We start from the raw sequence: 18,646 nt of genomic DNA, 5'->3' as shown, positions 1-18,646 counted from the left end.
GGATGCCGACCTACCGTTGAGCCGACGCTCGTACCAGGGCGTCGCACGCCGCAACTCCGCGAAGATGCTGGAGGCCGCGGCAGTCTCTCGCTGACCCCACGGAAGAAGGCCGACGATGGTGGACACCGCTTCGAAGCCCACGACCGAGCACCAGACCCGCCCGGACCGCCCACAGCATCCCAACCGCAGCGTCTACACCGCGCAGACCGGACCGATCGACGTGGATGCCCCACCCGCCGAGGTAGACGTGGCCGAGCTCGGCCGCAAGCTGCTCGGCACATGGGCCCACATCCGGGTCGCCTCGCGCGAATTCGCCAAGAACCCCGCCCTGCAGCGCGTGGAGGGTCTGACGCTCGACGAGCATCGCCGTCGCGTCTTCGAGCAATTGAAGCTGCTGGTGGAGAACGGACAGGTGCACAGGGCGTTCCCGACGTCGGTCGGCGGCGGCAACGACCACGGCGGCAACATCGCTGGCTTCGAGGAGCTCGTCACCGCCGATCCGTCCCTGCAGATCAAGAGCGGCGTGCAATGGGGACTGTTCGGCGCGGCAGTGATGCACCTGGGCACGGCGAAGCACCACGAGAAGTACCTGCCAGGCATCATGAGCCTGGAGGTGCCTGGCGCGTTCGCGATGACCGAGACCGGTCACGGATCGGATGTCGCCTCCATCGCCACCACGGCCACCTACGACCCGGAGACCCAGGAGTTCGTCATCGACACGCCGTTCCGGGGCGCGTGGAAGGACTACCTCGGAAATGCGGCCAAAGACGGCATCGCCTGCACTCTGTTCGCGCAGCTCATCACGAACGGCGTGAACCATGGCGTGCACTGCTTCTATGTGCCGATCAGGGATGCCGCGACGGGCGAGTTCCTGCCTGGCATCGGTGGCGAAGACGACGGCCTCAAGGGTGGCCTCAACGGCATCGACAACGGACGCCTGCACTTCACGAACGTGCGCATCCCGCGCGAGAACCTGCTCAACCGCTACGGCGACGTGGCGGAAGACGGCACCTACACGAGCCCCATCGCGAGCCCGGGCCGCAGGTTCTTCACCATGCTCGGCACCCTCGTGCAGGGTCGCGTCTCGCTCGACGGCGCCTCCACGATCGGTGCCGCCATCGGCCTCGCCATCGCCATCACCTACGGCAATCAGCGTCGTCAGTTCACGGCGGCGAGCGACACGGACGAAGAAGTGCTGCTCGACTACCAACGCCACCAGCGCCGCCTGATCCCGAGGCTCGCCACCACCTACGCGCAGGTGTTCGCGCACGACAAGCTGCTCGTGAAGTTCGACGAGGTCTTCAGCGGCAAGGCAGACACGGATGACGACCGTCAAGACCTCGAGACGCTCGCCGCCGCCCTCAAGCCGCTCTCCACCTGGCACGCGCTCGACACGCTGCAGGAGGCGCGCGAGGCCTGCGGAGGCGCCGGCTTCCTCACCGAGAACCGGCTGGTCAGCCTGCGCGCCGACCTCGACGTGTACGTCACGTTCGAGGGAGACAACAACGTGCTCCTTCAACTCGTGGCCAAACGCCTGCTCACCGATTACTCGAGGAAGTTCGCGAAGGCGGACGCCGGAGCGCTCGCTCGCTACGTCGTCGCCCAGGCCGCCGACCGTGCATACCACGGTTCGGGTCTGCGCCGCCTGGCGCAGACCGTCGCGGACTTCGGCTCGACCGCCCGCTCGGTGGGCCAGCTGCGCGACCCGGAAACGCAGCGCGAGCTGCTCACGGACCGTGTCGAGACCATGATCTCGGAGGTGGCCACCCGGCTGCGCAACGCCAACAAGCTGCCGAAGGACAAGGCCGCAGAGCTGTTCAATTCGCAGCAGAACGAACTCATCGAGGCCGCACGGGCGCACGGCGAGCTGCTGCAGTGGGAGGCATTCACCGAGGCGCTCGCGACGATTCAGGATGCCGGCACCCGCCGGGTGCTCACCTGGCTGCGCGATCTCTTCGGCCTGGGTCTGATCGAGAAGCACGTCGCCTGGTACATCATCCACGGCCGGCTCTCGCCGCAGCGCGCTCAGGCTGTCACGGCCTACATCGACCGCCTCGTCGCGCGGTTGCGTCCGCAGGCACAGTCGCTGGTGGATGCCTTCGGGTACGAGCAGGAGCACCTTCGCGCGAAGATCGCCAGCGGCGCCGAGGCCGAGCGGCAGAACGAGGCGAGGGAGTACTACAAGGCGCTGCGGGCATCCGGGGCCGCGCCGGTGGATGAGAAGGCTCTGCACCAGAGCAAGAAGTAACCGGCTCCACACGAGAACACGCCCGCGACGCAGGAAAGCGTCGCGGGCGTGTTCGCATTGGGGCGGTTGCCATCTTGAACAGACCGGTCTAATCTATTGGACAGATCGGTTCAAATCGCCGTCGAGCGCTGTCGAACCACTCCACTGCTTCACGAGAGAAGGCCCGGATGACCTCCCACGTCTCGCCCGCTACCGCGCCCGTTCCGCTGCCTGTCGCCAGGCGCCGGCTCACGCTTCCCACCGGTGCCGCCTTCGTCGGCACGGCGCTGGCGGCCGTCGGGCTGTACCTCGCCTCGGGGGCGCCTACGCCCATGCTGCTCCTGCTCGAACAGGAGTGGGGCTTCCCGTCGTGGGCTCTCACGCTGGCCTTCGCCGTCTACTCGTTCGGGCTCATCGCCGCACTGCTGGTGACCGGCAAGCTCTCCGACCACCTGGGACGGCGCCCTGTTCTGATCGGCGCGCTTGCGCTCCAAGCGGTTGCGATGGCGGGGCTCGTCGTCGCACCGAGCATCGGCTGGGTGATCGTGGCGCGCACGCTGCAGGGGGTCGCGACGGGCGCAGCCACCAGTGCGTTCACGGCATCCATCGTCGAGCTGGCGCCCGAGCACCGCAAGCGTCTCGGATCGGTCATCGCAGGCGCCGTTCCGCCCGGCGGTCTCGCGCTTGGCGCCTTGTTCGCGGGGTTCGCGACTCAGCTCGGCGCCGCTGCGAACGCGATCGTGTTCGCCGCGCTCACCGTCGCGAGCATCCTCGGCCTCGCGATTGCCGCTCTCTCGCCGGAGACCTCGACCAGGCAGTCCGGCGCTCTGCGCAGCCTCGTGCCTCGAATCGCGCTGCCTCCTGCTGTGCGAGGCGAGTTCGCCGCGGCCGTGGCGGGCATCGCGGCGACCTGGACCCTGGGCGCGCTGTTCCTCGGGCTCGGACCCACCATCGTGCTCAGGGTGTTCCACATCGACAGCGGAGCAGTCGATGGTGTCGCCGCGTTCGCGGCGCCGGGATCCGCAGCGCTTGTCGGGCTCGTGCTCGGCCGGGTTGCCGCCCGGCGCGTTCTGATCGTGGCGTGCGTGGCCGTTCTGGCCGGAGCCGCGGTGACCGTGACGTCGGTGTACGCGGGTTCGTTGCCGCTGTTCATCGTGGGCGGCGTGCTGGGCGGGGCGGGATTCGGTGCGGCGTTGTCCGGGTCGCTTCGCGTGCTCGGCGCACTGGCTCAGCCGCACGAGCGAGCAGGCGTTTTCGCGGCGGTCTACACCGTGGCCTACCTGGCCTTCGGCGTGCCAGCGGTCGTGGGCGGATTCCTCATCGCACCGCTCGGGCTCACCTCCACGGTCGTCGTGTATGGAGTCGTTGTGCTTCTGGCCGGAGCGGTCGGGCTGGTTGCCCAGCAACGCAGGGCAGTCGGAGAACGCCGCGCGGTGACGGCCGCATCGACGTTGTGCCCGGACTGCCCGGCGGCGGTCTAAGTCGCCTGTCGACTACGCTCAGCGCGCGGCGGAAACGGGCCGCGCGGCATCCATGAGCCGTGCAGCCATGTCGCGAGCCAACTCGGCCGCTTTCGCGTCGCGGTCCATCTGGAACGACATACGGGCACCGTCGTAGAGCACGACCAGGTGCTCGGCGAGGGCCGACGGCTCGGCGGCACCCAGTTCATCCGCGAGGCGAGCGAAGAGGCCGTGCACCCAGTTTCGATAGCTGGCGGCCTCTTTCACCTCGGCGCTGTCGGGCTGGGCCTCGGCAATGGCGCGAGAGAAGGCGCATCCGCGATAGTCGGGCTCGCGGAAGATGCGGCCGAGCTCCTCGAACACAGCGAGCACCTTCGCGTGCGGATCATCCACGGCCCCGGTCGCGGCCTCGATGCGGGCTGCCCAGCGGGCGTGGCGGCCGGCCAGGTACTCGCGCACGAGGTCGTCTTTGCCGTCGAAGTTGTAGTAGAGCGAACCCTTCGCCACGCCCGCCTTCTCGATGATGCGGTCGATGCCGACGGTGTGGATGCCTTCGTCATAGAAGAGCTCGTCGGCGGCGGCGAGCAGACGCTCGCGTGGCGACGGGCCCTTGTCGCGTGTTGCCATGACTCGATCGTATCAGACAGACCTGTACAAAATCGGGTTGCGGCGGTCGCACACGGTGTGCGCTCGCGGCGGATGCGGTGGACGTTCATGCACGGTTCGTAAACTCGCACCATGACCGTCCCGGAGGCGAGACCGCCCTACCTGCTGTGGGACATCATCCTGTCGGTCGTGGTGTGGTTGGTGACCGGCATCTTCATCGGCATCGCCTCGTTCGTGGCCATCTTCGGACTCGCCTTTCTCGACTACTGCCCCGCGCAGACGTGCAGCGCCCAGGCCGCCGTCGCCTGCCTGATCGCCGCTGGTGCGGCATCCGTCGTCGTGGCCCTCGCCGGTTTCGTCGGCGGACTGATCAGGATGCTTCGCCACGCACCCAGCTGGTGGATCACGGTGGGAGCGTTCGTGCTCTGCGTCGCGTGCTGGGTTGTCGGCTTCGTCTCGGCAGGGGAAGCTGTCGGTTGGTGACGTGCCAGACTTGCACGACGTTGCCAAGGAGGATGCCATGACCGACGCAATGAGTCCGCCCACGCCTGACGCAACGGCGGCGCTTTCGATGCGCGGGCTCTACAAATCGTTCGGCCAGAAGCGTGCGGTCGACGGCATCAGCCTGGACGTGCCTGTCGGCAGCTTCTACGGCCTCGTCGGCCCCAATGGTGCAGGCAAGACGACCACGCTGAGCATGGCGACGGGCCTGCTGAAACCTGATGCCGGCTCGGTGACGGTGCACGGCATCGACGTGTGGCAGCATCCGTTGACGGCGAAGGCGCAGATCGGCGTGCTGGCCGATGCGGCGAGGCTCTTCGACCGGCTCACCGGCGAACAGCTCGTCGTGTACGCGGGCCTGCTCAGCGGAATGGACCGGCCGACATCCGTCTCGCGCACCAAGGATCTGCTGCAGCTGCTCGACCTCGAGTCGGCGGCCGGTACGCTCGTCGTCGACTATTCGGCGGGCATGACGAAGAAGATCGCTCTTGCGTGCGCCATGGTGCATGCCCCCCGGCTGCTCGTGCTGGACGAGCCATTCGAGTCGGTGGACCCCATCTCGGCGGCGAACATCCGCGACATCCTGGGCGGCTTCGTGCGTGGCGGTGGAACCGTCATCGTGTCCTCGCACGTCATGGATCTCGTGCAACGCATGTGCGACCACGTGGCCGTCATCACGAACGGCCAGGTTGTGGCATCGGGAACCGTCGATGAGGTGCGAGGCGGCGCCGACCTCGAAGACCGCTTCGTGGAACTGGTGGGCGGGCGCCGCGTGCAGGAGGGTCCGGAGTGGTTGCAGCACTCGTAAGGCTCCGCCTGCTGGTGCTGCGCAACAGTCTCAAGCGCAGCGTCGGACAGCTCGTCGCCGTCATAATCGGCGCGCTCTACGGCTTGTTCGTGCTCGGCATGGTGGTGCTCGGTCTCTTCGCGCTGAACTTCGCGCCGGTCGACCTGGTACGCACCATCGTCGTGCTGGCGGGCTCCGTCGTCACGCTGGGCTGGGCCATCCTGCCGCTCTTCTTCTCGGTCGAGCAGACACTGGATGCCCCGCATCTGGCCCCCTATCCCATCCCGTTGAACACGCTGCTCACGGGGCTGCTCATCTCGGGCATCGTCGCCGTGCCTGGCGCCATCACGATGATCGCGTCGGTGTTCACGTTCGGCTCGTGGTTGCGGATGCCGGCCATCGCCGTGCTCGCGCTCATCTGCGGCATCGCGGGTGCGGTTCTGTGCGTGATGCTGTCCCGCGCCGTCACGTCCGCTGCCGCCAGCCTGGCATCAGGGCGGCGGTTCCGTGAGGCAGCGGGCATCCTCATCTTCATCCCGATCATTCTGCTCGGGCCGATCATCGCGGGGACCGCCTCGTCGCTGCGGCACTCTGCGGACGTGCTGCCGAGCCTGGCCGACGCGATGTCGTGGACGCCGCTCGGGGCGATCTGGGCGATCCCGTCGCAGGTGGCGCTCGGCGATCCCCTCGGCGCGGTGCTGCGGGCGTTGATCGGGGCCGCGACGATCGCCGTGGTCTTCGTGGTGTGGCGGTGGGGTCTCGCGCGTGCGCTGGTCACGCCCGCGCACGCATCCTCGAGGGTGCGAGCCCAGGGCAAGCTCGGGCTCTTCGGGCTCCTGCCCGCAACGCCTGCCGGCGCGATTGCGGCCCGGTGCCTCATCTACTGGTTCCGCGATCCTCGCTACCTGCGTCAGCTCGTCATCATCCCGGTGATGCCGGTCCTGCTCTGGTTCTACTCGTCGCTCGCACAGTTCCCGCCGCTCGTGGTGAGCGCGGGACCGTTCGTGGCGTTCCTGCTCGGCGTCACGCTAATCGCCGACGTGTCCTTCGACTCGACGGCCTTCGTGCTGCACGTGAGCAAGGGCGTGCCCGGCCGCGCAGATCGGTGGGGGCGGGCATCCGCGGTGCTGACGTTCGGCCTGCCTGCGGTCGTCGCCGTCACGCTGATCACGGCGGGGCTCACCGATCAGTGGCAGCCCGTGCCCGGCCTGCTCGGCCTCGCCCTCGGCCTGCTGCTCGGCGGCCTCGCTGTGTGCTCCATCACGTCGGCCGTGCTGGTCTATCCGGCACCGGCGCCAGGCGACAACCCGTTCAGAACGCGTCCGGGCGCGAACACGGCGCTGCTCGGGTCGACCTTCATCAGCTGGGGCGTGCTCGCGGTCATCACGGCGCCGGAGATCGTCTTCCTCGTGCTCGCCCTCCTCACCGGCCAGCCGGTCTGGGGCTGGGCGGGTCTGGCCGCAGGCATCGTGCTGGGCCCGATCGCGCTCACGGTCGGGGTACGAGTCGGCGGACGCATCCTCGACCGCCGCGCGCCGCAGCTGCTGCTGCAATTGCAGAAGGACGCCTGACCCGCCGCAGTGCGCCGCCGAGGCGTGGCTTCATGTCACCGTCTCATGCGAGGGCGGGGTCCTGCGGTGGGGCCGGGTTTCTGCGCGCGGCTACTCAACCGGCTGTGGGGCCGAGCTCGCCGCGCCGGGCGGTCGCCCAGAGGTCGACGCCTGAGTCGACCGCGTGCTCGTCGATCGCCGTCAGCTCGTCGTCTGTGAAGTCGAGGTGGTCGAGAGCCGCGAGGTTCTGCTCCAGCTGGCCCACGCTGCTCGCGCCGATCACGAGCGAGGTGACGCGGGTATCCCTGAGCGCCCAGGAGAGCGCGAGCTGGGCGAGCGTCTGATTGCGTTCCTCGGCGATGTCGGCGAGCGAGCGGATGCGCGCGAGCGCGGCCTCCGACAGCAGCTCGCCCGAGAGCGACGAACCCTCGGCCGCACGCGATCCGGCCGGGATGCCGTTCAGGTACTTTCCCGTGAGCATGCCCTGCGCCAGCGCGGTGAAGCCGATCACTCCCACGCCCAGCTCGCCCGCGGCGTCCAGGAGCCCTTCGGTCTCGATCCAGCGGTTCAGCATCGAGTACGACGGTTGGTGGATCAGCAGCGGGGTGCCCAGGTCGGCGAGGATCGCGGCCGCCTTGCGCGTGTCATCCGCGTTGTACGAGGAGATGCCGACGTACAGCGCCTTGCCGCTGCGCACCGCGGTGTCGAGTGCGCCCATGGTCTCTTCGAGCGGCGTCGACGGGTCCGGGCGGTGCGAGTAGAAGATGTCGACGTAGTCGACGCCCATGCGCTTAAGCGACTGGTCGAGGCTGGCGAGCATGTACTTGCGGCTGCCGCCGCCCTGCCCGTACGGCCCAGGCCACATGTCCCAGCCGGCCTTCGTGGACAGGATGATCTCGTCGCGGTACGGCAGCAGATCCTCGCGCAGGATTGATGCGAAGTTCGTCTCGGCCGAGCCGTACGGCGGACCGTAGTTGTTGGCCAGGTCGAAGTGCGTGATACCGAGGTCGAAGGCGCGGCGCACGATCGCGCGCTGCGTTTCCAGAGGACGGTCGTCGCCGAAGTTGTGCCAGAGACCGAGCGACAGCGCGGGGAGGTCGAGGCCGCTGCGTCCCGTGCGGCGATAGTGCATCCGGTCGTAGCGATCCTCGCGTGCGACGTAGGTCATGTACGTTCTTCCTCTTCCTGACAGTCGTGTTCGTCAGTCGTGTTCGGCCGTCGTTCTCAGGCAGTTGGGGTGGTTACGGCGCCTTTGCGGCCGCCTTCACCGCACGCTTCGTCTCGCGCACCCGAGCGAGGGATGCCTCGTCGACGATGTCGGCGACCGAACGGTACGAGTCGTCCTCGCCGTAGTCGCCGGCGGCCTCGCGCCAGCCCGCGCCGTCGTATCCGTAGCGCTTGCCCAGCAGCGCGACGAAGATGCGCGCCTTCTGGTCCCCGAACCCGGGCAGCGCCTTGAGGCGCTTGAGCACCTCGCGTCCGTCCGGGTCGCCCTCGACCCAGATCGCCGCCGCGTCACCACCCCAGTCGTCGACGACGGCACGGCACACCGACTGGACGCGCCCGGCCATCGATCCGGGGAACCGATGAACCGCCGGCGGGGTCGCGCACAGCTTCGCGAAGGCATCCGGGTCGGCATCCGCGATCGACGCGGCATCGAGGCCGCCCATCCGGTCGCGGATCTTGGCCGGTCCGCTGAACGCCATCTCCATGGCCACCTGCTGATCGAGCAGCATGCCGAGCAGCAGCGCGAGCGGAGACGTGGAGAGCAGTTCGTCGGCGGCCGCATCGCCGGTGATGTGCAGGGTGCCCGTCATGCCGCCATCTTTCCACGCGGGCGCAACGGCGAACAGGCACACTGCGCCGAACGGGAGCACACGAACGCGAGGATGCTACGCCGAGCCTTGACCGCCGCAGGCAGGCGGGCTTGCATGGACGTGGGGAGGACACCATGGTGCAGCGCATCGACGTCAAGCAGTTCCACGAGGCGGTTCCCGGAGACACGTGGCATCGCGTCTACGGCGGGGCGACCGCCTACTTCGCCACCGGATCGTTCGCGAAGGGTCTCGAATTGGTCAACGCCATCGGCGAACTCGCGGATGCCGCCAACCACCATCCCGACATCGACCTGCGCTACCCCGCAGTCACGGTTCGGCTGCAGACGCACGAGGTGGGAGGGCTCAGCGAACGGGATTCCGCGCTCGCCGTACAGATCGAGGATGCCGCGCGGCGGCTTGGCATCGAGCCCGACCACACTCGCGTGCACGCGGTGCAGATCGCGATCGACGCCATGGACATCCCGGCCGTGCTGCCGTTCTGGCAGGCCGTGCTCGGGTACGACCGGCGCGGGGACGACGACCTTGTCGACCCGCGCGGAATCGGGCCGTCGGTGTGGTTCCAGCAGATGGATGCGCCGCGGCCGCAGCGCAATCGCTTCCACATCGATCTGGCTCTTCCGCGTGACCAGGCCGAGGCGCGCATCGCCGCCGCGCTCGCCGCGGGTGGTCAGATCGCCGACGAGAAGTTCGCGCCGCACTGGTGGACGCTGGCCGACGCCGAGGGCAACGAGATCGACGTCGCACCGTGGGGTGACGACACCGTCTGGAGCGACGAGGAGTAGTCCCTCGTCGACCGAATGGGAGGTGGCGTCGCCTCCGGGCACGGGAGCATGCTGAAGACATGAGCGAGACAAACGAAAGCGCAACGCAGCGCCAGACGAACGAGCAGCACGCCGACCAAAGCCGGTCCGATGCGCCGCGGATCGTGGTTGGGGTCGACGGATCCGAGCAGTCCATCGACGCCCTCAGGCAGGCCGACCGGCTGTCTCGGCTGCTCGGCGCTCGCATCGAGGCGGTTACGACCTGGAGCTATCCCGTTGCGCTTTCGCCGTACGCCATGGCGGCCGAGCCGTCGTTCGAAGAGATCGCAAAGGACACGCTCGAAGAGGCGTTGAAGGATGCCTACGGCAGCGACCGACCGGCGCTCCTGACCACGGTGGTGCAGCACGGGCATCCGGCACAGGTGCTCATCGAGCGCAGCACGGGCGCCGAGATGCTGGTGCTCGGCTCCCGCGGCAGGGGTGGGTTCGCCGGTCTGCTGCTCGGTTCCGTCAGCTCGGAGTGCGCTTCGCACGCCAACTGTCCCGTGCTGATCGTGCGCTGAGTGGAACTGCAACAACACATGGAACCCGAAGAATTCGTCCGCCACCACGAACAACGACTCAACGAACTCGCCGACCTCGCCGTGCCCGCCGACGACTGGCCGTCGGCATCGCAGGCCGGCGCGACGCGGTTTCTGACCGGCGTCCTCCGAGACCGCCCGGACTGGGCGCCTCGCATGCACGCCCTCGTTGAGACGGATGCCCCGCTCGAGCATGCCGACTGGCTCTGGTTCGCTGAACTCGTGAGCGGCGGCTACTACGCCGACCCGACCAACGGCGGCAACGCCGGCGCGTTCTCGTGGCGCATGCTCGGCTGGCGGTCGGAGCCGGTGGGCGGATGGCCGGTCGCCGCGACCGTGGTCAGCGATCGCCACACCGGCCTCATCACGCCCGGCGAAATCGCAGATCGATACGACGTGATCGTCGTCGGCTCAGGGGCCGGCGGCGGCGTCGCGGCTGCCGAGCTCGCCACGGCAGGTCGTCGTGTGCTGGTCGTCGAGGCCGGGGGATGGCCGGGCACGGACGAGCTGCACAGGGACCACATCCGCAATGCGCGTTCGGAATGGGCCATAGCCCCCGTGAGCGGGCCGGACGGCGACGGGCATCCGAGAGTGCTGCACAACAGAGCAGGCGACCACGTGATCCAGCCCACGGACTCCTCGTGGGGGAACAACGCGTTCACGGTCGGCGGCGGCACGCGCGTGTACGGCGCTCAGGCCTGGCGGTTCTCGCCGACGGACTTCCACATGGCCAGCACGTACGGTGTGCCGGAGGGCAGCGCACTCGCGGACTGGCCGTTCGGGTACGAAGAGCTCGAGCCCTACTACCTCAAGGCGGAGTGGGAGATGGGCGTGAGCGGGGCGGGCATCCAGATTCCGCACGCCGGGCACCGATCGGGTCCGTACCCCATGCCGCCTATGCCAGGCGGGGTCTCCAACCAGGTTCTGGGCAGGGGTGCTGCGGCACTTGGCTTTCCGACCGTCGCGCCGCCGCTGCTGATCAACTCGCAGCCCTACCTCGGGCGCTCTGCCTGCATGCAATGCGCCATGTGCATCGGATTCGCGTGCCCCGTCGATGCGAAGAACGGCAGCCAGAACACCACGCTCTCGAAAGCCGTCGACACAGGGAACTGCTCCATCGTCATCCGCACGAGCGCCCAGCGCCTGATCGTCGACGCGGCGGGCAAGGTGACGGGGGTGCGTGTGGCGGGCCGCGCCGACGACGGCGTGTGGAACAGGGATGTCTACGCCGAGCAGATCGTCGTCGCCGCGGGCGCAGTGGAGAGCGCGCGGCTGCTGCTGAACAGCAGGTCGGAGCAGGAACCGGCCGGCATCGGCAACAACTCGGATCAGGTGGGACGGCACCTGCAGGCCCACCTCTACGGCGGCGCCACGGGGATCTTCGACGACGACGTCGTCGATCTGCTCGGCCCGGGCCCATCCATCGCGACGACGGTCTATCAGCACGGCAACCAGGGCATCATCGGTGGCGGCATGATCGCCAACGAGTTCGTGACCACCCCGTCGAACACCTACAGGTATCTCGCGGCCGCGGGATTCCTGCCTCCATTCGGCGCAGAGTCCAAGGCCGGGATGCGTCGGCTCGCGAGCAAGATGCTGAGGGTCATGGGTCCGATCCAGGAGCTGACCAGCGCTGATTCCCGGGTCACGGTCGATCCATCGGTGACCGACGAGCTGGGTACACCGGTCGCTCGGCTGAGCGGAGCGTTGCTGGAGGAGGACTTCCGGGCTCGCGACTTCCTCACCGAGCGCGCTGCCGAATGGTTGCAGGCATCCGGTGCGCAGGCGGTGGCGCCGGTCGGAACGGGCCGCAGCGACTGGGCGCCCAGCGTCGGTCAGCATCAGGCAGGTACGTGCCGCATGGGCGATGATCCGGCACGCAGCGTCGTCGACCCTTACGGCAGGGTGTGGGGACACCCGAACGTGCGCATCACGGATGGCTCGGTGCACGTCACGAACGGCGGCGTGAATCCGGTGCTGACCATCGTCGCGAACGCGTACCGCACGATGGATGCCATGCTGCGCGGCTCCTGACACCCGCCACCGCCGGTTGAGTAGCAGCGCGTGAGCGCCGCGTATCGAAACCAGTCATCCCGTCCACGGTTTCGATACGCGGCTGCGCCGCTACTCAACCGGCGGTGGGTGGGACGCCGCGGCGGCGCGTCCATGGCAACCCGTTTACCCTCGGATGCATGGCGACGGCGATCCTCGTGCGGCACGGCCGCACCGCAGCGAACGCCGCAGGCGTCCTGGTCGGCCGGGCGGCCGGTGTCGGGCTCGACGAGGTGGGCCGCGAGCAGGCCAGGCGCGCAGCCGAACGGCTGTCGCCCGTTCCGCTCGTTCGCGTGGTCAGCAGTCCGTTGGAGCGTTGCCGGGAAACGTCGCGGGTGATCCTCGAGCAGCAGCAGGGTTCGCCGACGCTGGTCGTCGAGCACGGGCTGACCGAGTGCGACTACGGGCGGTGGCAAGGCCGGCGGCTGGCCGAGCTGGCGCGCGAGAAGCTGTGGGCGCAGGTGCAGGCGAGCCCGGCATCCGTCGTCTTTCCCGATGGTGAGTCGATGGCCGGGATGCAGGCGCGTGCGGTGGCAGCGGTGCGGCGACACGACACCGCGGTGACGGCAGAACACGGACCGAGGGCGGTGTGGGTCGCGGTGAGTCACGGCGACATCATCAAGTCGGTGCTCGCGGACGCCCTCGGCATGCACCTCGATCTGTTCCAGCGCATCAACGTGGGGCCGGCATCCGTTTCGATCGTGCACTACGCAGACGGGACGCCTCGTGTGATCGCGATCAACACCGACGGCGGAGACCTCGCTTGGCTGCACGAGGGTGTGGCCGATGCGGATGCCCCCGTCGGCGGCGGTGCGGAACCGGCCTGATCCGCAATCCCCCGGGCGTCGGCGTAACACACGGGATCCGACCGGTGCCACCCTCCTATGCTGTCCGCATGCCCACCGTCGTCTACGACTTCGATTGGCCGGACCGCGTACTCGTCGGCACCATCGGCGAGCCGGGTGCGCGTGCCTTCTATCTGCAGGTGCGGCAGGGCAGACGGCTCGTCAGCGTGCTGCTCGAGAAGGAGCAGGCCGCGCTGCTCGCCATGCACACAGGGCAGTTGCTCGACGAGATGATGGACGACGGCAACCCGCACCGCATCCCGGCAGACGCATCGCCCGAGCTCATCGACACAGGGCCGCTCGAACCCGTCGACGAACAATTCCGTACGGGAACGATCGGCCTCGGTTGGGACCCCGCCACCGCGCAACTCGTGCTGCAGGCCTACTCCGATGTGGAGCTCGACGACGAACTCGACGAAGGGATCGCGGGCGATGAGGAGAACCCGGAGGAGGCACTCGTGATCAGGATGCCCGTGGGCACCGCGCGCGCGTTCGTCCGGGCTACGCGAGAGGTCGTTGCGGCCGGGCGACCGCTGTGCCCGTTGTGCGGCCTTCCGATGGAACCGCAGGGCCACGTGTGCGTGCTGCCCGAGTCGTTGTGAGCGCGGCCCAGCCGGCCGGTCCGCTCGAGCTGGTGGCGCGCATCCCTGCCGCGTCCAACGAGACGTTCCTCGCCTCGATCGACGGCGTGCCCGTCGTGTACAAGCCGACGGCGGGGGAGAAACCGCTTTGGGACTTTCCCGACGGCGACCTGGCCGACCGTGAGGTGGCGGCGTACCTCGTCTCGGAGTGGCTGGGCTGGAACGTCGTTCCGTACACCTGGATCGGCGAAGGCCCTTTGGGGCCCGGCATGCTGCAGCTCTGGCAGCACGTCGACACCGCATGCGACCCCGTCGACGTCGTGCCAGCCGGCGGCATCCTCGCGCAGGGCTGGCTGCCCGTGTTCGAGGGCCTCGACGAGGACGACCGGCCGGTCGCGCTCGTGCACGAGGACTCGGCCGAGCTGCGCAAGCTGGCCGTCTTCGACGCGATCGTGAACAACGCCGACCGGAAGGGCGGCCACGTTCTGCCCATGCCGGACGGGCACCGTTATGGGATCGACCACGGTCTCACGTTCCACGTCGACCACAAGCTGCGCACCGTGCTCTGGGGCTGGGTGGGCGAGTCCCTCACGGCCGAAGAGGTCGACGGCGTGCAGCGCGTGCGTGCGGCCCTGCGCCCGGGCGGCACGTTGCTTTCGCAGCTGGGGCCGCTGCTGTCCAAGGACGAGCTCGATGCCTTCGCCGAGCGCTGCGATCGGATGCTCGCCGATCCGCGATTCCCCGCACCGAGCGGGTGGATGCCCGCAACGCCCTGGCCGCTGTTCTGACCGTCGCTGTTCTGGCCGTCGCTGTTCTAACCGGCGCCGTTCTGACAGTCGCCGGTCAAGTGTCGGCGCGGTGCTCGAGGTGAAGCACGGCGGCCTGCGTGCGTCGTTCGAGGCCGAGCTTGGACAGCAGGGAACTCACGTAGTTCTTGACGGTCTTCTCCGCCAGGCCCAGCCTCTCGCCGATCTGCCGGTTGGTGAGCCCGTCGGCGATCAACGCGAGCACTTGGCGCTCGCGCAGGCCGAGGGAGGTGAACCGGGGATCGTCTGAGGTCTCTCGGAGTTGTGACGATACTCGGGACGCCAGGCGGGGATCGATCAAGCGTTTACCGTGCGCGGCTGCGCGGATGCTGTCGAGCAGCAGCCCCGCCCGAATGTCTTTGATGACGTATCCGTCGGCCCCCGCGATGACGGCCACCCGCAGCGCTTCCTCGTCGTCGTACGCCGTGAGCATGAGACAGCGCACTTGCGGATGCTCCTGCTTGACGAGGCGGCAGACGTCGATCCCGCTCCCGTCGGGCATCCGCACGTCGAGGACAGCGACGTCGGGGAGCACGGCCGGGATGCGCATGCGCGCCTGCGTTGCGGTCGCGGCTTCACCCACGACTTCCATGTCGTCCTGGCCGTCGATCATGGCAGCGATTCCCCTGCGCACGATCTCGTGGTCGTCGGCGAGGAATACCCGGATGGGCGCGGCGTTCATCCTTCCCCGCTCTCGACCGGCAGCCGGAGCAATAGGCGCGTCCCTTCGGCTCCCGACTCCACCGAGAACTCGCCGTTCAGTCGGTTGGCGCGATCGGCGATGTTCCCCAGTCCGCTGCGACGAGTCGTTTCGCCGATGCCGTGCCCGTCGTCTGCGACGGCGACCTCGAGATCATCGGCCGTTGCCTTGACGACGACGGATGCGGTGGTCGCCTCGGCGTGCCGCACCACGTTGGTCAACGCCTCCCGCACGAATGCGGTGACGTCGTCGGACAGTCGGGGCGCGGCGACGACGTCGACAGGGCCCGCGAATGACACTGTTGCCGGGTCCGGAAGGGTGCCGCCGATCTCATGCACGATGTCGAGGAGCGCGTGACGCAGGCTGCCTCCCGCCTCGCGGTCACGGGAGAGCGCGAAGATGATCGTTCTGATCTGACTGATCGCATCATCCAGCGATTGGACCGTGCCTTCGATGCGCTTCGTCGCGGGCCCGGGTCCGAGTATCGACTCCACGCTCTGCAGCTCGATTCCGACCCCGAAGAGCTGCTGGATGACGTGATCGTGAAGGTCGCGTGCGATGCGAGCCCTGTCTTCCAGAAGCTCGATCCTCTGCCTGTCAGCTCGGGCCGACGCGAGTTCCATGGCGAGGGCGGCCTGCCCGGCGAAAGCGACAGTGCGCTCGAGCTCGAACGACGTGAACGGGTCATCACCGCTCTCGCGGAGCGCGATCAGAGCCGCCGGACGCTCGGCCGTGTGCTGGAGAGGGACCACCAGGGCGGGTCCCGCCTCCCGCTCGCCCGTCTCGTGCATGCGAAGATGCTCGACGCGAGCCGGCAGGGCTCCCTCGATGGCAGAACGAAGCTGGTCGTCGACAAGTACGAGTGGCGCTCGATGGCTAGCCCCGTCCCCTGCAGCAAGAACGCGCGCTTCGCCGTGGCGTAGATCGGCTTCGACAACCCAGACGGACCGAGCGGAGACGAGCGGCCCGACGCGGTCGACCAGCTCCTGGGGACCCCCTCTCGCCTCACCTCCGAGGATGGCTGCGGTCATCTCGGCGGCCGCAGCGCTCCACGCCTGACGAGACGCCGTCTCAGCGAAAAGACGCGCGTTGTCGATGGCGAATCCGGCGTTTGCGGCGAGGGACTTCACGAGTTGCTCGTCGTCTTCGCTGAAGCTCCCGGAGACCGGATCGGTCAGGTACAGGTTTCCGTAGACGGAGCCGCGCACTGTGATCGGGACGCCGAGGAAGGCGGTCATCGGCGGGTGACCGACCGGAAAGCCGGAGGAGCGCGGGTCGGAGGCTATCGAGTCGAGCCGGATGGGCCGCGGATCGTCGATGAGCGCGCCGAGAAGGCCGTGGCCCTCAGGGAGGTGCCCGATGCGCTCGACGTCGTCCGCGGTCATCCCAACATGGATGAACTGCTCGAGGCCACCCGACTCTGCGATGACGCCCAGCGCGCCGTAGCGCGCGCCGACCAGTTCCACTGCCGCCTCAATGATCCTGCGAAGGACACTGGGCAGGTCCAACTGTGAGACGAGTGCCCGATTCGCATGGAGGAGCGCACGAAGGCGGCCCTGCGTTTCCAGAACCTTGCGGGCCTGTTCGACGAGATTGCCGAGCGCGTTGTCCAATTCGGCGCGTGGTGCGTCGGGAAAGGTGATGGGCTCGTCGCCCTGCATGAGTACTCCTTCTCCCGACGGTTTCGTCGACCGATCGGGAGTTTTCCCCCGTCCCTGAGTGTAGCCACCGGAAAGGCGTCTGACGAGGATGGCCCTCTTGTCCAGGCGCGCAGTCTCGCCTTGACGCCGCGGGACCAATGGCCCTTCGACGCTTGTCCGGGCGGCGACAAACTGCTGTCGGAGGTACCGGCATGAACATTCGAAGCTTCGTGGTCGGCGTCGACGGTTCCGTCCCGTCGAGGGCGGCCCTGCGCTGGGCGGTCGCTCGTTCACGAGAACGCGGCGCCGGGGTCGTGCTCGTCCATATCGCAGACGACGAGTGGGACACCATCGGCACAAGCATGATCGACGAGATCGACGAGCAATCCGGTGCGCTGCTGGCAAGAGAGACGGCCTACGCACGGTCGTTGGCGGATGACGTGCGCGTGACCAGCGAATTGCGATCGGGCAGCCCCATGGCCGAACTGGCGTCGTTCGACGCCCCAGGCACCATGCTCGTGGTAGGCACGCACAAGACCGGGTTCCATTACGGCCGGGCTCTGGGATCACGCAGTCTCCAACTCGTCAACCTGGTCACCGGCTCCGTTGCCGTCATTCCGGAGTCCGCATCCCAGTTGCGGCGCGGGGTGGTCGTGGGCGTCGACGATGCCCCTGCCGGTCGGGCGGCCGTCGAGTTGGCCGTCGACATGGCATCCGTACGAGGCTGCGAGCTTGTCGCCGTGCGCTCGTCGGGAGTGCCTGTCGGCATGGACCTCGATCACGACGACGAGCGTCGCGATTGGCAGCTGCGACGAGACGACCAGGCACGCGAGGTCTTGGCACGCGCAGTGGCGCGCGCCCGGCAGCGGCAGCCGCACGTCATCATCCGGAGCAGGATCGTGCACCGCCCTGCGGGAGCCGTTCTGAACGAGCTGGCGAGCAAGGGCGAGTTGCTCGTGATCGGGGACTCGCGACGGCCGAACGGACGGCTCGGCAGCCTGGGGGCGGTCGCATACGAAGTGCTGCTCAACCTCTCGTCGCCGACCATCGTCGTGCACGCGCCCGTCGCCGCGGAAGACACACCAGCGGGCATGTCCCGCGAACCTGCCCGGCTAGGTGCAGCGGCTCGGAGTCGAGGCCTCGATTCGCGAACCGGACTCTGAAAGGAACGAAACGATGAACGAGAACGTGACCGAGAGCGAGGACCGCATCCATCCGGGCGGCCGCATCGTCGTAGGCGTAGACGGCTCGCCCGAGTCTCTTTCCGCTCTGAGGCGCGGAGCCAGGATCGCGGAGAACCTCGGATGCACCCTGGTCGGCGTGACCGTGTGGGAATACCCGCAGTCGTGGCCCGGGTACGCCATGGGCGGCTGGTCGCCGGAAGAAGATGCTCGCAGGATTGCGGCCGAGACATCGACGGAGGTGTTCGGAAAGACGGCGCCGTTATGGTACTCGACGGTGATCCGCACCGGATCTCCGGTGCGGCAGCTGATCGCCGAGGCGGAAGGAGCCGAGATGCTCATCGTCGGGAGCCGAGGCCTCGGTGGCTTCACCGGCCTGCTGCTCGGGTCCGTTTCCCGGTCGGTCGTCGAACACGCGGACTGCCCGGTACTCGTGATCCACGGAACCAAGCCGGTCGACCGCACGTGACACCGAGACCGGCTGAATCGGGTGATCGCATCGAAACCCTCTCCGAAGGGCAGACTGAGGC

General features: G+C 68.3%; 18 protein-coding genes. 13 read left to right on the top strand and 5 right to left on the bottom strand.

Annotated features, from left to right (window positions below; translation table 11 throughout):
- Positions 1–115: 115 nt before the first annotated feature.
- Positions 116–2,248 (top strand): acyl-CoA dehydrogenase, encoded by a 2,133-nt coding sequence (locus tag ACO2Q7_RS08820; protein ID WP_423355234.1) that lies wholly within the window; start codon positions 116–118, stop codon positions 2,246–2,248.
- Between the two features lie 167 nt (positions 2,249–2,415).
- Positions 2,416–3,708: an MFS transporter gene (locus ACO2Q7_RS08815; protein WP_423355233.1), complete on the top strand. Its 1,293-nt coding sequence runs from the start codon at positions 2,416–2,418 to the stop codon at positions 3,706–3,708.
- 18 nt (positions 3,709–3,726) lie between these two features.
- Here ACO2Q7_RS08815 and ACO2Q7_RS08810 read toward each other — a convergent pair whose 3' ends face one another.
- On the bottom strand, positions 3,727–4,314 hold the full coding sequence (locus ACO2Q7_RS08810) for a TetR/AcrR family transcriptional regulator (RefSeq protein WP_423355232.1): 588 nt from the start codon (positions 4,312–4,314) through the stop codon (positions 3,727–3,729).
- Positions 4,315–4,425: 111 nt separating this feature from the next.
- Between ACO2Q7_RS08810 and ACO2Q7_RS08805 the strand changes: the two genes are divergently transcribed.
- The 3 genes from ACO2Q7_RS08805 to ACO2Q7_RS08795 are packed head-to-tail and all read left to right on the top strand — an operon-like array spanning position 4,426 to position 7,152.
- Positions 4,426–4,776, top strand: coding sequence for a hypothetical protein (locus ACO2Q7_RS08805; protein WP_423355231.1), 351 nt, complete (start codon positions 4,426–4,428; stop codon positions 4,774–4,776).
- A 37-nt stretch (positions 4,777–4,813) separates the two neighbouring features.
- Positions 4,814–5,602, top strand: a complete 789-nt coding sequence (locus tag ACO2Q7_RS08800; RefSeq protein WP_423355230.1) for an ABC transporter ATP-binding protein — start codon at positions 4,814–4,816, stop codon at positions 5,600–5,602.
- Entirely contained in the window at positions 5,584–7,152 is a 1,569-nt protein-coding gene (locus ACO2Q7_RS08795; protein WP_423355229.1) for a transporter, read from the top strand. Before ACO2Q7_RS08800 ends, ACO2Q7_RS08795 begins: the two co-directional genes overlap by 19 nt.
- Before the next feature lie 94 nt (positions 7,153–7,246).
- Here the strand turns inward: ACO2Q7_RS08795 and mgrA are convergent, their stop codons facing one another.
- Complete coding sequence (gene mgrA, locus ACO2Q7_RS08790) at positions 7,247–8,299, bottom strand: L-glyceraldehyde 3-phosphate reductase (protein WP_423355228.1); 1,053 nt, start codon at positions 8,297–8,299, stop codon at positions 7,247–7,249.
- A gap of 73 nt (positions 8,300–8,372) precedes the next feature.
- Entirely contained in the window at positions 8,373–8,948 is a 576-nt protein-coding gene (locus ACO2Q7_RS08785; protein WP_423355227.1) for an HhH-GPD-type base excision DNA repair protein, read from the bottom strand.
- A gap of 134 nt (positions 8,949–9,082) precedes the next feature.
- On the opposite strand from ACO2Q7_RS08785, the gene ACO2Q7_RS08780 reads away from it, so the two are divergent.
- The 6 genes from ACO2Q7_RS08780 to ACO2Q7_RS08755 all read left to right on the top strand — a co-directional run bounded on the left by ACO2Q7_RS08780 (position 9,083) and on the right by ACO2Q7_RS08755 (position 14,577).
- Positions 9,083–9,751, top strand: a complete 669-nt coding sequence (locus tag ACO2Q7_RS08780; protein ID WP_423355226.1) for a VOC family protein — start codon at positions 9,083–9,085, stop codon at positions 9,749–9,751.
- Between the two features lie 59 nt (positions 9,752–9,810).
- Positions 9,811–10,293, top strand: coding sequence for a universal stress protein (locus ACO2Q7_RS08775; RefSeq protein ID WP_423355225.1), 483 nt, complete (start codon positions 9,811–9,813; stop codon positions 10,291–10,293).
- Positions 10,294–10,311: 18 nt separating this feature from the next.
- Positions 10,312–12,345, top strand: coding sequence for a GMC oxidoreductase (locus ACO2Q7_RS08770; RefSeq protein WP_423355224.1), 2,034 nt, complete (start codon positions 10,312–10,314; stop codon positions 12,343–12,345).
- A 158-nt stretch (positions 12,346–12,503) separates the two neighbouring features.
- A complete protein-coding gene (locus ACO2Q7_RS08765) occupies positions 12,504–13,190 on the top strand; it encodes an MSMEG_4193 family putative phosphomutase (protein ID WP_423355223.1) in 687 nt (228 codons plus the stop codon).
- A 68-nt stretch (positions 13,191–13,258) separates the two neighbouring features.
- The gene (locus ACO2Q7_RS08760; RefSeq protein WP_423355222.1) at positions 13,259–13,810 is read left to right on the top strand and encodes a DUF3090 domain-containing protein; all 552 of its coding nucleotides are present in this window, start codon (positions 13,259–13,261) and stop codon (positions 13,808–13,810) included.
- Complete coding sequence (locus ACO2Q7_RS08755) at positions 13,807–14,577, top strand: SCO1664 family protein (RefSeq protein WP_423355221.1); 771 nt, start codon at positions 13,807–13,809, stop codon at positions 14,575–14,577. The genes ACO2Q7_RS08760 and ACO2Q7_RS08755 overlap by 4 nt, the downstream gene beginning before the upstream one ends.
- A 55-nt stretch (positions 14,578–14,632) precedes the next feature.
- Here ACO2Q7_RS08755 and ACO2Q7_RS08750 read toward each other — a convergent pair whose 3' ends face one another.
- Both ACO2Q7_RS08750 and ACO2Q7_RS08745 read right to left on the bottom strand, forming a co-directional pair.
- Positions 14,633–15,277 carry a response regulator gene (locus ACO2Q7_RS08750; protein WP_423355220.1) on the bottom strand — a complete coding sequence of 215 codons (645 nt, stop codon included), beginning with the start codon at positions 15,275–15,277 and terminating at the stop codon, positions 14,633–14,635.
- A complete protein-coding gene (locus ACO2Q7_RS08745) occupies positions 15,274–16,956 on the bottom strand; it encodes a GAF domain-containing protein (protein ID WP_423355219.1) in 1,683 nt (560 codons plus the stop codon). The genes ACO2Q7_RS08750 and ACO2Q7_RS08745 overlap by 4 nt, the downstream gene beginning before the upstream one ends.
- 191 nt (positions 16,957–17,147) lie before the next feature.
- Here ACO2Q7_RS08745 and ACO2Q7_RS08740 point away from each other — a divergent pair, with 191 nt between their 5' ends.
- Positions 17,148–18,098: a universal stress protein gene (locus tag ACO2Q7_RS08740; protein WP_423355218.1), complete on the top strand. Its 951-nt coding sequence runs from the start codon at positions 17,148–17,150 to the stop codon at positions 18,096–18,098.
- A gap of 13 nt (positions 18,099–18,111) precedes the next feature.
- Entirely contained in the window at positions 18,112–18,585 is a 474-nt protein-coding gene (locus tag ACO2Q7_RS08735) for a universal stress protein (RefSeq protein ID WP_423355217.1), read from the top strand.
- The last annotated feature ends 61 nt before the right edge of the window (positions 18,586–18,646 follow it).

The organism is Rathayibacter sp. KR2-224 (assembly GCF_049446075.1).
GTDB lineage: Bacteria > Actinomycetota > Actinomycetes > Actinomycetales > Microbacteriaceae > Humibacter.
Note: the sequence above shows the minus strand (reverse complement) of the source record. Positions and strands in the feature narration are given on the sequence as shown.

Excerpts from the sequence above, each read along its gene's own strand:
- ACO2Q7_RS08820 (WP_423355234.1), top strand. The coding sequence starts at position 116 with ATGGTGGACACCGCTTCGAAGCCCACGACCGAGCACCAGACCCGCCCG.
- ACO2Q7_RS08815 (WP_423355233.1), top strand. The coding sequence starts at position 2,416 with ATGACCTCCCACGTCTCGCCCGCTACCGCGCCCGTTCCGCTGCCTGTC.
- ACO2Q7_RS08810 (WP_423355232.1), bottom strand. The coding sequence starts at position 4,314 with ATGGCAACACGCGACAAGGGCCCGTCGCCACGCGAGCGTCTGCTCGCC.
- ACO2Q7_RS08805 (WP_423355231.1), top strand. The coding sequence starts at position 4,426 with ATGACCGTCCCGGAGGCGAGACCGCCCTACCTGCTGTGGGACATCATC.
- ACO2Q7_RS08800 (WP_423355230.1), top strand. The coding sequence starts at position 4,814 with ATGACCGACGCAATGAGTCCGCCCACGCCTGACGCAACGGCGGCGCTT.
- mgrA (WP_423355228.1), bottom strand. The coding sequence starts at position 8,299 with ATGACCTACGTCGCACGCGAGGATCGCTACGACCGGATGCACTATCGC.
- ACO2Q7_RS08785 (WP_423355227.1), bottom strand. The coding sequence starts at position 8,948 with ATGACGGGCACCCTGCACATCACCGGCGATGCGGCCGCCGACGAACTG.
- ACO2Q7_RS08780 (WP_423355226.1), top strand. The coding sequence starts at position 9,083 with ATGGTGCAGCGCATCGACGTCAAGCAGTTCCACGAGGCGGTTCCCGGA.
- ACO2Q7_RS08775 (WP_423355225.1), top strand. The coding sequence starts at position 9,811 with ATGAGCGAGACAAACGAAAGCGCAACGCAGCGCCAGACGAACGAGCAG.
- ACO2Q7_RS08770 (WP_423355224.1), top strand. The coding sequence starts at position 10,312 with ATGGAACCCGAAGAATTCGTCCGCCACCACGAACAACGACTCAACGAA.
- ACO2Q7_RS08765 (WP_423355223.1), top strand. The coding sequence starts at position 12,504 with ATGGCGACGGCGATCCTCGTGCGGCACGGCCGCACCGCAGCGAACGCC.
- ACO2Q7_RS08760 (WP_423355222.1), top strand. The coding sequence starts at position 13,259 with ATGCCCACCGTCGTCTACGACTTCGATTGGCCGGACCGCGTACTCGTC.
- ACO2Q7_RS08750 (WP_423355220.1), bottom strand. The coding sequence starts at position 15,277 with ATGAACGCCGCGCCCATCCGGGTATTCCTCGCCGACGACCACGAGATC.
- ACO2Q7_RS08745 (WP_423355219.1), bottom strand. The coding sequence starts at position 16,956 with ATGCAGGGCGACGAGCCCATCACCTTTCCCGACGCACCACGCGCCGAA.
- ACO2Q7_RS08740 (WP_423355218.1), top strand. The coding sequence starts at position 17,148 with ATGAACATTCGAAGCTTCGTGGTCGGCGTCGACGGTTCCGTCCCGTCG.
- ACO2Q7_RS08735 (WP_423355217.1), top strand. The coding sequence starts at position 18,112 with ATGAACGAGAACGTGACCGAGAGCGAGGACCGCATCCATCCGGGCGGC.